The organism is Bacillus pfraonensis (assembly GCF_050768835.1).
Taxonomy (GTDB): Bacteria; Bacillota; Bacilli; order Bacillales; family Bacillaceae_G; genus Bacillus_A; species Bacillus_A pfraonensis.
Genome location: NZ_JAHCDO010000009.1, coordinates 178482 through 192243 on the forward strand (window position 1 = coordinate 178482; position 13762 = coordinate 192243).

The following is a 13762-nucleotide window of genomic DNA, read 5'->3' on the forward strand; positions in this document are numbered from 1 at the left end:
GACGATTAGGTAATTTAGGAGTATGTATCATGTTATTTTCTTTTTGTTTCCAAGGGTCTGCGAAGGCGGATGTATCTACTGTACAACCTGGAAAAATAAAGGCAGGAAATGTAACAGTATGGGAAGTAGACAATGTAGCGAAAGTTTTAGAAGATGTGGAACGTTTGAATTTAAATACGGTGAATGTACCAATTCAAGTAGATATTCCCCATGTGAGTGCTTCAAAAATGGAAATCAATGAGGCGCAAAAACAACAAGCGATTCACTTAATTCAGGAATTATTAAAACGTAATATTCAAGTCATAGTTGAACCATTTCCATATATTCAACAAGGCAATATTGGGGAAACGGAGTGGAATCCAAGTAATATAAATGATTTCTTTTGGAATTGGAAGACAGTAGTGTTACAGGATATTTTTGAAACGATTACAAGTAAGTACAATATTTACGGATTAAAGGTTGCTTCTAATTTTGTTAATATGGAATATGCAGAAGGGTATTGGAATGATACGATTGATTTTGTCCGTCAGCGGTATAAAGGAAATGTTCTATATCAGATGAATTGGTGGTCAACTGCAAATTGGGATCCATCTTATGAAGTGAAATTTATAGAAAAAATACATCGCCCGTATTTAAAAAAAGTAGATATTGTGAGCATTGATAGTTGGTTTGAAGTTTCAGATGAGAAAAATCCAACATACGAAGAAATAAAGAAAAGCTTATATGCGACGACAGTTTACAATCGTGGGCAAAATGTGATTCAGCAGCTTGAACAGTTGCATAATGTAACTGGAAAACCGATTTACTTTGGAGGTTTTAATATTCCTGCACGAGAATTTGGGTTGCGAAATCCATGGAATCCAGATGTTTCAAAGGTCTTCTCCTCAGAGGTGCAATCGAATGGTTGGCGTACATTTCGAGATGTTTTAGAGCCGAAACCATACTTTAAAGGATTTTCCATATGGTTTATTGGTTCTAATGATCAAACTCACGCATATCAAATTCATAGTAAGGAAGCTGAAATGGTTATAAAGGACTGGTATAAAAAAATAAATTAATGAGAAACGCGCAAGTTTTGAGATTTGTTACATATATTTTAGTGAAAGGCCTTTCACCATTTTATCACCTAGGGGGCAATCATAATGAAATTTTTGTCTTACCTTACAGTAATTCTGGTGATTCTTGGCGGTTTGAATTGGTTGTTTGTGGCGCTGGATTATAATGTAGTTGAGAAATGGTTTGGTTCTACACCAGCTCTTGTGGATACTATTTATTGGCTTTTTGGTCTTTCTGCTATTTATCAAATTTATGATCGGTTCTTTACGGACAATTAGCTCTTATAAATTTATGGATGGGGTGTTAGGCATGATAGAATGCTTAACACTTTTTTGTATGTTTATGAATACAAATACATCTGCAAACGGTTCCATTGCATCTTACAACCCAATAAAGCAAAACAAATTGACCGTATATTTTATATGGGTTATAATTCAGAAAGTTTAAAAATTAACAAATATAGAAACAGGGAGGTCGTAAGAGTGATGGAGAGGGTTTACAATTTTTCAGCAGGACCATCTATACTCCCTTTGCCAGTTTTGGAAAAAGTGCAAAAGGAGCTTTTAAATTATAACGGGACAGGCATGTCTGTTATTGAAATGAGTCACCGATCTTCGCAGTTTCAAAATATTATAGATGAAGCAAGTAGCTTGCTTCGTGAATTGATGCACATTCCTGAGAATTATGATGTTTTGTTTTTACAAGGAGGGGCATCCCTGCAGTTTTCAATGGTTCCATTAAATGTAATGACTGAACATAAGAGAGCTGGATACATAATCACAGGCTCATGGTCTAAAAAAGCCTTACAGGAGGCACAAAAAATTGGGGAAGCAGAAGTTATTGCTTCATCGAAGGAAAAGCATTTTTCAACGATTCCACATGTAGATAGTTCAATGGTTTCAAAAGAACTAGATTATGTACATATAACAACGAATAATACGATTGAAGGCACGAAATACGCCGAGTTACCACAGTTAGAGAATATTCCACTTATTGCTGATATGTCTTCAAATATTTTATCAGAAGAATACGATGTAGAGAAATTTGCTTTGATTTATGCGGGAGCACAAAAAAATTTAGGGCCTGCAGGATTAACGATTGCGATTATTAGAAAAGACTTAATTGGTAAAGCGAATCCTTCTTGCCCTACAATGTTAAACTATGAAACTTACAGTAAAAATAATTCCTTATATAATACACCACCATCCTTTAGTATTTATGTGACGAAGCTAGTACTAGAATGGCTAAAGGAGCAGGGCGGCGTACCTGCGATTGAAGAACAAAATAGGAAAAAAGCAGCGATTCTATACAATTTTTTAGATGAATCAAAATTATTTACTTCACCGGTCGATCCAGCGCACCGTTCGCTTATGAATATTCCATTTACAACACCATCCAATGATTTAAATGAGCAATTTTTACAAAAGGCGAAAACGTTAGGTCTTGTTACGTTAAAAGGGCATCGTTCTGTAGGGGGAATGAGAGCGAGTATTTATAATGCAATGCCAGTTGAAGGCGTTCAAAGATTAGTAGATTGCATGAAGGATTTTGAGCTAGAGAATAGATAGGGAGATGGGGAAATGTTGCGCATTCAAACATTAAATCAAATTGCTGAAAAAGGCTTGCAAATTTTTGAGAAAGAACGATATGAAGTGGGAGAAGGATTAGAGCATCCAGATGGTATATTACTCCGAAGTTTCTCTTTGCATCAAGAGGAATTTTCAAAGGATGTAAAGGCAATTGCACGAGCGGGAGCTGGTGTAAATAATATTCCTGTAGAACGTTGTACAGAAAGAGGTATCGTTGTTTTCAACACACCAGGAGCAAATGCGAATGCAGTGAAAGAACTAATTCTAGCGAGTCTTATTATGTCATCACGTAATATAATAAATGGGGTTGGCTGGACAAAAGCATTAGAAGGTGAAGAAGTTCCACAGCTTGTAGAAGCAGGAAAAAAACAATTCGTTGGCTCAGAAATAGCAGGAAAACGACTTGGTGTGATTGGACTTGGTGCAATTGGCGCTCTTGTCGCAAATGATGCATTATCCCTTGGTATGGATGTTGTTGGATATGATCCATATATATCTGTTGAAACAGCATGGCGATTATCAACACATGTACAACGTGCATTTAGCTTGGATGAAATCTTCTCAACATGTGACTATATTACATTGCACATTCCACTGACAGATCAAACGAGAGGTATTATTGGAGAACACGCAGTGCAAACGATGAAAAAAGGTGTTCGTCTCTTTAACTTCTCAAGAGGAGAACTTGTGGATGAAATTGCATTAGCAAAAGCTTTAGAAGAAGGAATTATGAATCATTACGTAACTGACTTTCCAAATAAGAATGTTATAAAAATGAAAAATGTAACGGCAACACCTCACCTTGGCGCTTCCACATATGAATCTGAAGAGAATTGTGCAATTATGGCTGCCCGCCAGTTACGTGACTATTTGGAGACAGGAAATATTCGTAATTCAGTAAACTATCCGAATGTAGAACTTCCTTATGTCGGAAAGAAACGAATTACAATTATGCATCAAAACGTTCCGAACATGGTGGGGCAAATTACAGGATGTTTAGCAGAACATCATATTAATATTGCGGATATGATAAACCGTAGTAAAGGCTCTTTTGCATATACAATGATTGATATCGATAACGGAATTGATGATATAATTAAAGAAAATGTAGTTGAAAACATAAAGAAAATTACAGGTATAGTAGCTGTTCGAATGATTGTATAAAGGAGAGAGAAATTTGGCGACAATTCGACCATTCAGGGCAATTCGTCCAGTATCTGATAAAGCTGCACAAGTTGCAGCATTGCCGTATGATGTGTTAAATAGTGAAGAAGCAAGAGAAGTTGAAAAGGGAAATCCATATTCCTTTTTACATATTGATAAAGCAGAAATAGACTTAGACCCAGCTGTTTCCCCATATGATAACAGTGTATATGAAAAGGCAAGTGAAAATTTACAACGTTTAATGAAAGAAGAAGTATTGATACAAGATGAAGAGCCATGTCTGTATATTTATCAATTAACGATGCAAGGGAGAACGCAGTCTGGACTTGTCGTTTGTACATCAATTGATGAGTATACGAACAATACAATTAAAAAACATGAGCGAACTCGTCATGAAAAAGAACAAGATCGCATTCGTCATGTAGATGTATGTAATGCAAATACGGGACCGATATTTTTAACATATCGTACGAAAGAAGAAGTAACAAAGTTAATTGCAACTTGGCAAGAAAATCATACGCCAATTTATCAATTTACTGCGGATGATGGTGTGGAGCATGTCATATGGAAAATCGCAGAAGCTGATGTGATTTCTGCGTTAGTAAAATTATTTGAAGAGATTCCTTCCTTATATATTGCGGATGGACACCATCGATCAGCATCTGCCGTGAAAGTTGGACTTATGCGTAGAGAACAATATCCAAGTTATACGGGGGAAGAAGAATTTAACGTCTTTTTATCTGTTTTATTCCCTCATGATGAACTATCAATTTGGGACTACAATCGCGTTGTGAAAGATTTAAATGGTTTATCAGAAGAACAGTTTTTACAGCAGATTTCACAATATTTTTATGTGGAAGAAATAGGTGTCTCTCCACATAAACCAACTGAACCAAAAACATTTGGTATGTATTTGGATCAGAGATGGTATAAATTAATCGTAAAAGAAGAAACGTTTGATGCACATGATGTTGTAAAACGTTTAGATGTTTCTATTTTACAAGACCATTTACTCAGTCAAGTATTACAAATTCACGATCCACGTGCAGATAGCCGCATTGATTTTGTTGGTGGTATTCGCGGTTTAGAAGAGCTAGAGCGCCTTGTGAATCTTGGTAATTATAAAGTAGCGTTTGCTTTATATCCGACATCTATGGAAGATTTATTAGCAATTGCTGATGCGGGAGAAGTGATGCCACCAAAGTCAACATGGTTTGAACCGAAGCTTCGTAGTGGACTTTTTATACATTCTTTAGAATAGAGGGAAAGACAGCATATTACGTGCTGTCTTTTTTCTTTTGTCCAATGCTCTTTCAATTCCTTGTCATACAAGGATTCGATACGTCTTCAGATATGGCTAAAGTGATTTTCTATATAGTTCAGAAGAATAAGGGAAGGAAGAGGAGGGCCGGATTTGGGGAGGGAATGACAAAATAACAAGGGAATACATGGACAGAATTGAAAGGAGACAAACTTATTAAAAAATGATAGATGTAAATATTTAAAATATTTGTAAATAATTTTAAAAAATGCTGTGCATTTTATTTTAAATCGTATTAATCTTGTAGTGAACAAGTTATCCCGCATTAACGGGCAGTAATACTCCCACCTCAAAATTCGGTAGAATCAAAGAAGTTAGGTGAGAGATAAACTGCCCGTAAAAGCCCGATTGGTGAGGGCTGATAATCAGTGGGGAATGAAGAAAACCCCCACTGATTAAAGTTTCACTTTATATATTATTTAAAGGGGGCAAACAAATAATGGATATGATGATTGAAAAGATTCTAGCATATCGAATTGCTTACATAAGGCAGATAGGCCCTTATGGAATTAACAATGTGCGAACAATGGAAAAATTAAAAGAATGGGCAAAATCTAACCAATTATTTAATGCCGACTCGATAATTTTTGGAATTGCTCAGGATAATCCTGAAACTACTAAACCTGAAAACTGTCGTTATGATACTTGCATAGTTGTTTCAAACGAATATTCAGTAACGGATGGCTATGTAAGACAAGGTAATATTGTTGGAGGGAAATATGCTGTTTTTAAAATTAACCATACAGCAGAAGCAGTTCAGAAAGCATGGATTGATATTTTTCCAGAATTATCAAGACAAAGATATCGATTTGATGAAACAAGACCAATCATCGAAAGGTATGTAGTTAAAATGGTGAATAATCATCATTGTGAAATTTGTGTGCCCGTATTTTAAAGTAGTAATTTTCTTTTCCTTGCAAAAAACACAATTGTTTCTTAATGTTATGGTGTAGAAGGATAAACAAGGAAGGACTTAATGAGTATGATACATATTTTATTAGCAGATGATGATAAGCACATTAGAGAATTATTACATTACCACCTACAAAAGGAAGGGTATAAAGTTTTTGAAGCTGAGGATGGAAAAGTAGCGCAATCTATATTAGAAAAGGAAAATATCCACCTTGCTATTGTCGATATTATGATGCCGTTTGTTGATGGATATACTTTATGCGAAGAAATTAGAAAATATCATGATATACCTGTTATTTTATTAACTGCTAAAGATCAATTAGTAGATAAAGAAAAAGGATTTATTTCAGGAACGGATGATTATATTGTAAAACCATTTGAACCAGCAGAAGTGATCTTTCGCATGAAAGCTTTACTTCGTCGTTATCAAATGCTAAGCGCAGATGTTATTACATTACATGGAACAACGATTGACAGAAAAAGCTTCGAAGTGAAATGTAATGAACAAACGATTCTATTACCTTTAAAGGAATTTGAATTACTGTCACAACTTGCAGGTTATCCTGGTAGAACATTTTCAAGAGAAGAGTTAATTGAACTTGTTTGGGGGATGGATTTTGAAGGGGATGAACGTACGGTGGATGTTCACATAAAACGTCTTCGCGATCGTTTTTCAAAACGAACAGATGATTTTCAAATTAAAACAGTACGTGGACTTGGTTATAAGTTGGAGCTGAAATAAGATGAAATCACTTTATTCAAGATTTGTATTGATTACGATTGGGATCATGCTGCTTAGTAGTGTGATTGGTTTTTTATTAACAAATGTATATTATCAAGTGAAATTAAAACCGTATAATAGTGAAAAGATTTTACGTTATGCAGAGGAAGTAAAGTATTTATATGAAAAACAAACTGTAGAAAATCGAGAAGAGTATTTACATTCCATTGCGAAATTAGGGTATGAGATTTATGTAGTAGATGATCAAAAACAAGGAAAACGAATTGGGAATGCTTTTCGGACGATAAAGATTAGTGATGCTACTATTAACAAAGTCTTACAAGGTGAAACATATAATGGTGTTTCTACCTATCCAACACGCTTATTTATAACAGGCTTTTTTGATAATGAATTAATTAATAGTGTAGGGGTTCCGCTGAAACATGATGATAAGCAATATGCTTTATTTATTCGCCCTGATATTCAGCAGCAGTTTGGTGAAATGAGGATTTTCTTGGCGCTATTACTCGGGTTTATTGTTGTATTAAGTATCATTTTTATTGCGATTGCAGCGCGTTATATCGTTCGTCCAATTCAAACATTTACAAAAGCGACGCAGAAAATTGCGAGTGGTGAATATGATATTGAACTAGACGAAGGACGCAAAGATGAAATTGGGACATTATCTACAAGTTTTAAAAAGATGACAAAAAGTATAAAAGAGTTAGATCAAATGAGACAAGAGTTTGTTTCCAACGTATCTCACGAATTTCAATCTCCGTTATCTTCTATTCAAGGTTTTTCGAAGACATTACAGTCAGAAAAGATGACAGAAACGGAACGGAAACATTATTTGCAAATTATTGAAGCTGAAAGTAAACGAATGTCTAGTTTATGTAAACAGTTGCTGACGCTTGCTTCATTAGATAAAGAGGAAAAGGTTCTGCAAATAAAAGAGTTTGATTTGCACAAGCAAATGAAAGATGTCATTTTTATGCTCGAATGGAAATGGCGTGAAAAAGATATAGCGATTGAATTTGATGTGCCTAACATCAATATAACAGGCGATGAAAATTTACTTCATCAAGTTTGGACAAATATATTTACAAATAGTATAAAGTTTACAGATCAAGGCGAAACGATAGAGTTTGCTGCTAGGGAGTTGGAAACGAGTGTAGTGGTTTCCATCTCAGATAATGGGATTGGTATGGGGCAAGAAGAAATAGAGCGGATTTTTGATCGGTTTTATAAGGTGGATACAGCAAGGGCTCGTAATGTAGAAGGAAGTGGCTTAGGTTTATCCATTGTGAAGAAAATTGTTGAACTGCATCATGGGACAATTTCAGTGGAGAGTAAGAAAGGGAAAAGTACAACATTTCGAATTGAAATTCCTAAATAATGAGAAGGGCTGATTTGAAGAGAGAATCTTTAAATCAGTCTTTTTTTATAGGAGGCTATATAGAGGATGAAATGTTAAAAATATGTAAATCGTATGAGATTGATTGTTGGGATTATTCATTTGAAAATGAAAAATTTTTGTTATCTGTGAGACAGTTAAACGGGAGAACAAATAAAGTGAATTTGTAATGTAAGTAGAAGATTGCGTTTTTTACTCATGCTTCTTTATATATTGAAGAATAAAATTAATATATCAATAAATTGGAAGGAGCAAATAGGATGAATACATTATTATCCGCGAAAAATGTTACAAAAATTTATAATAATAATCAATTGCCTGGACTGAAGCAAGTATCTTTTAATATTGAATCAGGTGAGTTTATTGGTATTATGGGTGCTTCAGGATCTGGGAAGACAACTTTATTAAATATACTATCAACTATTGATACACCGACAGATGGAGAGGTTTTGATAGATGGTATCAATATTAAAACACTTAATGATAACAAAACTGCGGATTTTAGGAAGGATCATTTAGGTTTTATTTTTCAAGAGTATTTTTTACTAGATAGTTTAACGGTACAGGAAAATATTGCTGTACCACTTACTCTGTTAAACAAATCTCCAAACGAAATCCAATCGACTATAGAAAGTTTGGCAAAGCGTTTTGGCATATTCGAACAATTATCAAAGTACCCTAGTCAACTTTCTGGAGGACAAAAACAGAGGGTTGCGGCAGCAAGAGCGATTGCGAAACAGCCAAGTATACTATTTGCAGATGAACCAACTGGTGCGTTAGATTCGAACTCTGCAACAGAGCTACTTCAAAAGTTAAGAGAGGTTAATGAGGATTTTCATACAACCATTTTAATGGTAACTCATGACGCTTATGCAGCAAGTTTTTCGAGTAGAATCCTAATATTCAAGGATGGAAATGTTTTAAAAGAATTAAAAAGAAACGAAAAGGATAGAAAAGAGTTTTTTGAAGAGATATTAAAGGAAATCTCAAAAATTGATGAAAAGCGATATAACTAAGGGTGTGAAAGGAAGGTACGACTGTGGGATTATTAACAATAGCAACAAAGAATTTGAAGAATAACTTTTCCTTCTATTCGTTTTATTTCGTTTCAGTGGCTTTCGTTTTGATGGTATTTTTCGCCTTTATTTCTTTTTCCATGAACGATATTATTATGGAAAAGATTTCGTCTGATGGTAGAGTAGAAACAATGTCGAGAACGGTGGCAATCTTCGTTATGGCATTTGTACTATTCTATATGTCATACTCCAATACTTTCTTTATGAAAAAAAGAATGAAAGAGTTGGGAATTTATTCACTCTTGGGCTATCGAAAGTCAACTATGGTAAAATTACTAACCTTTGAAAATATAATAATTTGTTTTACTGCTCTAATTGTAGGTATCGTGCTGGGGGCAGTTGCTCATAAAGGAATTATCGAGGTGATAGTTAGAGTATTAAAATTAAACATTAATACGTCTGAAGTGCCATTAATTAATCTTGATTCGGTACGATTTACTTTTATTTTTATATTTGCTGTTTTGACCGTCTTATTTTTATCAAACTGGATAATCCTTCGAAAAAGTTCCTTACTTACTTTGGTACGCATGGAGAAAAAGGAAGAAAAGCAGGTGAAAGTTAGTACATTTTTATCCCTATTAGGATTATTCTTGATTTTGATAGGCTATTTCTTAGCTATTGATATTATAAGAGGAACCGAATCATTGTGGAAAAAGATAGGGTTTTCACCAATCGCACTTGTAACAATGTTAAGTGTGGTATTAGGGACGATTTTCTTTATTCACTCCTTTTTACCTTTTGCTATTCAAAAATTGAAGAAAAAGAAAAAATGGTTTTATAAGGAATCGAATATTATTATCATTTCGAACTTTATATTTAAAATCCGTTCGAAGGCAAAAACTTTAATTTTGTTAACTCTATTAGCTACAGGAACTTTAGCTATATTTGGCTCCACTGTACTAACGCTTTACTATCCAGTTGCTGCTACAGAACGTATTGTACCGTCAGCTATTGAGTTTCCAGTAGAAGATAAAGAATTGGCTGTTAAAGCAATTAAAGTTGTGCAAGATACTGTTGGAAAAGAAAACATAAATTATAAAGAAACAACTATTATTCAAGGAACATCCTCTTCTGAAAATTTGCCTAAAGAATACAGTGTAAAGAAAGAGCATGGATTTGATCTTATCTCTGAGTCGGATTACAGGGAGTTAATAAATTTTCAGGGGAAAAATGTAGAATTTGAAAATTTAGCTAAACATGAAAGTATTTTAGTGAAATATAGGCCTGAAAAAGAAAAGTTAGATAAAGGGAATACATATACTTTGAACGTAACATCTACGAATAGTGTGGATGTAAAAGTGAAAGAGACTACATTACTTAATCCAATTGGATTTGCAAATAGTGTAGGGACCCTTATTATTTCTGACAAACTTTACAAAGAAATAAAAGCATTAGGGCTTCCAGAAAAGGCTGTGATGAGTATGAACGGAACAGATATGAGAGATAACAAAGAAGTTTATGAAAACTTAGTTCCACTATTTAAAGATAATATCTATTTTACAAGTAGTTATCAAAAGAATGATTATATTATTGAACAAAATAGCTCAACATTTCTGCTCATTAGTTTTGTTACTATCATCTTTTTTATTGCAACAGGTAGCATACTCTATTTCCATAATCTTTCGAGTATGATGTCAAATAAAGATGAATTTACTATTTTACAAAGAATGGGATATAACAAGAAAAAGATCAAAAAGATAATTAGAAAAGAAATCTTTACGTTATTTAGCATCCCTTATACATTAGGGATAGCACATAGTATTTTTGCATTGATAGCATATAAAACTGCTTTAATGGACGATTTATTAGGAAAAAGCAGTGCCTTTATATTACCGATTCTTTTTGCGGTAACTATTTTTACAGTGGTTTACATCATTTATTATTTGTTAACAAAAAGAGCTTGCTATAAAATTATATTTAACAATAAAAAGTAAAAATTTACAGATAAAGCTGATGATAATAAACAAGCATCAGCTTTATCTGTATGTAATCTAGTAAAGGTAAGTGAGCCTATGAAAAAGTATTATGAGCAAAAACAAATCTTTATTTTAATGAATCAACTTTGTATGATTATTTTTTTATGCTATGAATTTTTGCAAGGGAATATTGCAGGAACAGAAAAGTTACTTCCACTAACACTTATAACGATAATGGTCATATATGGGGCCTATATTAGTTTTGTAAACATAAAAGAAAATAACACGTTATCAAAATTCTCGAAATTGCTGCTTTTTGCTTCATGGCAATTTTTACTTACACTTAATGGGAATCACATTTTTTATACGCTAAGTATATTACTTAGTGTAGTCATTCTATATAAGACAGTACAATTTTTGCTTGTATTCTTTTTCCAAGATTCTATTTATACTTATAAAAAAGAAACTGACTGGATTTTAAAGGTTATGTGTGTATCAACGCTGGTTGCGAAATTGATAAACGAAAAACTATTTGCCGTTTTATTTTTGTGTCAATGGATTTTTAGTTTTTTATGTATTATTTTTCTGTTTTTGAAACATCGAAAACGAATCAAATTTATCTTCACAAGCGAAAAAAATCATTTACTTAAATCCTTTGCTATTCTTATCGCTCTCTTTATTGTGTATGCTCTGTTGTTTGCAAGAAGCCCTGAATATTTAAGTAATTTAGGGTGGTATATCGTGATCCTATTACCTTTATTCAGTATTCATGCCATTGCTTTTAAAAGCCATCTATTTATAAAACAATATTTTCTTTTAAAAGAAGAAAAAATGGTATTCATGTTTTTATGTTGTATTGTTTTTATAAGTTCCCTTGGGATGCTGTTTAGATTTAATATGATTACCTATTTTATCATTATACATACGATTTTTTGGTTTGTTCTTCTTTATTTTACACTATTATTTCAAGACGTAAAAAATAAAATCGTAAATGTGGATACAGAAGAAGCCAGAGCTGTGCCGGAAAGCTCTTATGTTCACAATCTGTTGCAGATAGCGAAAGAGGAGAAGTTGAAAAGTCAGTTTTCTAATTATCTGCATGATGAAATATTGCAAGATATATTAGCGGTTAAAAATATGATGAATAAATCTAACAAAGAAGAAATTCATAAAATAATAGTAAGAACATTGGATGACTTAAATCAGTCTATACGCGTACAAATGCAAGAATACCATCCAACTTTATTAAAGACACTCACATTAAAAAAGAATTATAGCAATTTGCTTGAGATGATCCAGCAAAAGTACGGAATGAAAAATATTGATATATCTTTTAACTGCAATGAAAATTTATTCTTAGTTGAACCGTATAATCTTGTTATATATCGAATTTTAAAAGAATTAGTAACAAATGCATTCAAACATTCTGAATGCTCTCAGTTAGTTTTGAGTTTGGTACAAGAAAATAACGAAATAGAGCTTATCGTAAAAGATAATGGGGTGGGTATGGGAAAGCATCATATTCCTAATGAACATAGAGGATTGAATTCTATTAAAGAACAACTATTTTTGTTAAACGGTAATATGACAATTTCAAAATGCGAGCCTTCTGGTTTATGTATTTTTATTTTTATTCCTATGAAAGGAGATGATTCCTATCAATATTTTATTAATAGATGACCATGCTTTGTTTTCAAAAAGTTTGGAAATAGCTTTAGAAGATTATCCTGAGATAGATGAATTCTATTCATTGCAAAATGTTGAAAATGTTATCACAATCATAAAAGAGTTTAAGCCAGACATTATTTTAGTAGATATAAATTTAAACAATATCAGTAGCGAAGATGGTTTAGAAATAGCAAAAAGTATTTTAGATAGTAAATATGAAACGAAAGTAGTTATATTAACAGGTTATGATTTACCTGTTTACCGATATGAAGCTCAAAAAGTTGGTGTAAGTGGCTTTATTAATAAAAATATTATGCCAGATAAGTTGCTGGAAATTTTAATTAAGATTAACGAAGGCGCATGTTATTTTCCAATGTCCACGGATTATGTTGAAGAATTAACGGATAGTGAAAAACAAATTTTACAGCTACTATGTGGAGGATATAAGCGTAAAGAAATTGCTACTATGTTATATGCTAGTGAACGCACAATATCAAACCACATTCAACATATATTTAATAAATTAGATGTTTCATCCTCATTAGAAGCTGTAACAAAAGGAATACAATTAGGGTATATTCAACCTCAATATAGAAATTGTTAATGAAGCCATGAGCTTGAGTTCCATGTATTTTATTTAATGGTACATTTTTAATCGGTTTTATAAAGTGGATATAGCAAGGGCTCGTAATATAGAGGGAAGCGGCTTAGGGTTATCCAGTGTGAAGAAAATTGTTGAACTGCATCATGGGACAATTTCAGTGGAGAGTAAGAAAGGGGAAGGTACGAAGTTTCGAATTGAAATTCTTAAATGATGAGAAGAGTTATTTGAAATAAGTAATTCCGTTTTCGGGGAGAAACATTCTAGATAATAAAAAAGGGAAATTTCTGTAATTTTATATTAAAATTTAGAAGTTATTTA

The 13762-nt window shown here is 33.0% G+C and carries 12 protein-coding genes and 1 pseudogene; all 13 read left to right on the forward strand.

The window, feature by feature from the left end:
- The first annotated feature begins 29 nt into the window (after nt 1-29).
- Nucleotides 30-1058: a glycoside hydrolase family 113 gene (locus KFD70_RS10820; RefSeq protein WP_431613188.1), complete on the forward strand. Its 1029-nt coding sequence runs from the start codon at nt 30-32 to the stop codon at nt 1056-1058.
- A gap of 84 nt (nt 1059-1142) precedes the next feature.
- Complete coding sequence (locus KFD70_RS10825) at nt 1143-1334, forward strand: DUF378 domain-containing protein (RefSeq protein WP_241816663.1); 192 nt, start codon at nt 1143-1145, stop codon at nt 1332-1334.
- A gap of 207 nt (nt 1335-1541) precedes the next feature.
- The gene (gene serC, locus KFD70_RS10830; protein ID WP_336452451.1) at nt 1542-2624 is read left to right on the forward strand and encodes a 3-phosphoserine/phosphohydroxythreonine transaminase; all 1083 of its coding nucleotides are present in this window, start codon (nt 1542-1544) and stop codon (nt 2622-2624) included.
- Between the two features lie 12 nt (nt 2625-2636).
- Nucleotides 2637-3809, forward strand: a complete 1173-nt coding sequence (locus tag KFD70_RS10835) for a 3-phosphoglycerate dehydrogenase family protein (RefSeq protein ID WP_336452285.1) — start codon at nt 2637-2639, stop codon at nt 3807-3809.
- Between the two features lie 13 nt (nt 3810-3822).
- Nucleotides 3823-5070 (forward strand): DUF1015 domain-containing protein, encoded by a 1248-nt coding sequence (locus KFD70_RS10840; protein ID WP_431613189.1) that lies wholly within the window; start codon nt 3823-3825, stop codon nt 5068-5070.
- A 499-nt stretch (nt 5071-5569) separates the two neighbouring features.
- Nucleotides 5570-6025 carry an AraC family transcriptional regulator gene (locus KFD70_RS10845; RefSeq protein ID WP_336452283.1) on the forward strand — a complete coding sequence of 152 codons (456 nt, stop codon included), beginning with the start codon at nt 5570-5572 and terminating at the stop codon, nt 6023-6025.
- Between the two features lie 81 nt (nt 6026-6106).
- The gene (locus tag KFD70_RS10850) at nt 6107-6784 is read left to right on the forward strand and encodes a response regulator transcription factor (protein WP_336452282.1); all 678 of its coding nucleotides are present in this window, start codon (nt 6107-6109) and stop codon (nt 6782-6784) included.
- 1 nt (nt 6785) lies between these two features.
- Nucleotides 6786-8162: a sensor histidine kinase gene (locus tag KFD70_RS10855; RefSeq protein WP_336452281.1), complete on the forward strand. Its 1377-nt coding sequence runs from the start codon at nt 6786-6788 to the stop codon at nt 8160-8162.
- Between the two features lie 278 nt (nt 8163-8440).
- Nucleotides 8441-9196 (forward strand): ABC transporter ATP-binding protein, encoded by a 756-nt coding sequence (locus KFD70_RS10860; protein ID WP_336452280.1) that lies wholly within the window; start codon nt 8441-8443, stop codon nt 9194-9196.
- A gap of 23 nt (nt 9197-9219) precedes the next feature.
- The gene (locus tag KFD70_RS10865) at nt 9220-11190 is read left to right on the forward strand and encodes an FtsX-like permease family protein (RefSeq protein ID WP_336452279.1); all 1971 of its coding nucleotides are present in this window, start codon (nt 9220-9222) and stop codon (nt 11188-11190) included.
- Between the two features lie 78 nt (nt 11191-11268).
- Nucleotides 11269-12852, forward strand: a complete 1584-nt coding sequence (locus KFD70_RS10870) for an ATP-binding protein (protein WP_336452278.1) — start codon at nt 11269-11271, stop codon at nt 12850-12852.
- Nucleotides 12821-13444: a response regulator transcription factor gene (locus KFD70_RS10875; protein ID WP_336452277.1), complete on the forward strand. Its 624-nt coding sequence runs from the start codon at nt 12821-12823 to the stop codon at nt 13442-13444. Before KFD70_RS10870 ends, KFD70_RS10875 begins: the two co-directional genes overlap by 32 nt.
- A gap of 43 nt (nt 13445-13487) precedes the next feature.
- Nucleotides 13488-13655 (forward strand): annotated as a pseudogene (locus tag KFD70_RS10880) (ATP-binding protein); the annotation flags it as partial.
- Nucleotides 13656-13762 lie beyond the last annotated feature (107 nt).

Coding starts and splice junctions, on each gene's coding strand:
- KFD70_RS10825 (WP_241816663.1), top strand. CDS start 1,143: ATGAAATTTTTGTCTTACCTTACAGTAATTCTGGTGATTCTTGGCGGT.
- serC (WP_336452451.1), top strand. CDS start 1,542: ATGGAGAGGGTTTACAATTTTTCAGCAGGACCATCTATACTCCCTTTG.
- KFD70_RS10820 (WP_431613188.1), top strand. CDS start 30: ATGTTATTTTCTTTTTGTTTCCAAGGGTCTGCGAAGGCGGATGTATCT.
- KFD70_RS10855 (WP_336452281.1), top strand. CDS start 6,786: ATGAAATCACTTTATTCAAGATTTGTATTGATTACGATTGGGATCATG.
- KFD70_RS10870 (WP_336452278.1), top strand. CDS start 11,269: ATGAAAAAGTATTATGAGCAAAAACAAATCTTTATTTTAATGAATCAA.
- KFD70_RS10850 (WP_336452282.1), top strand. CDS start 6,107: ATGAGTATGATACATATTTTATTAGCAGATGATGATAAGCACATTAGA.
- KFD70_RS10835 (WP_336452285.1), top strand. CDS start 2,637: ATGTTGCGCATTCAAACATTAAATCAAATTGCTGAAAAAGGCTTGCAA.
- KFD70_RS10875 (WP_336452277.1), top strand. CDS start 12,821: ATGATTCCTATCAATATTTTATTAATAGATGACCATGCTTTGTTTTCA.
- KFD70_RS10845 (WP_336452283.1), top strand. CDS start 5,570: ATGGATATGATGATTGAAAAGATTCTAGCATATCGAATTGCTTACATA.
- KFD70_RS10860 (WP_336452280.1), top strand. CDS start 8,441: ATGAATACATTATTATCCGCGAAAAATGTTACAAAAATTTATAATAAT.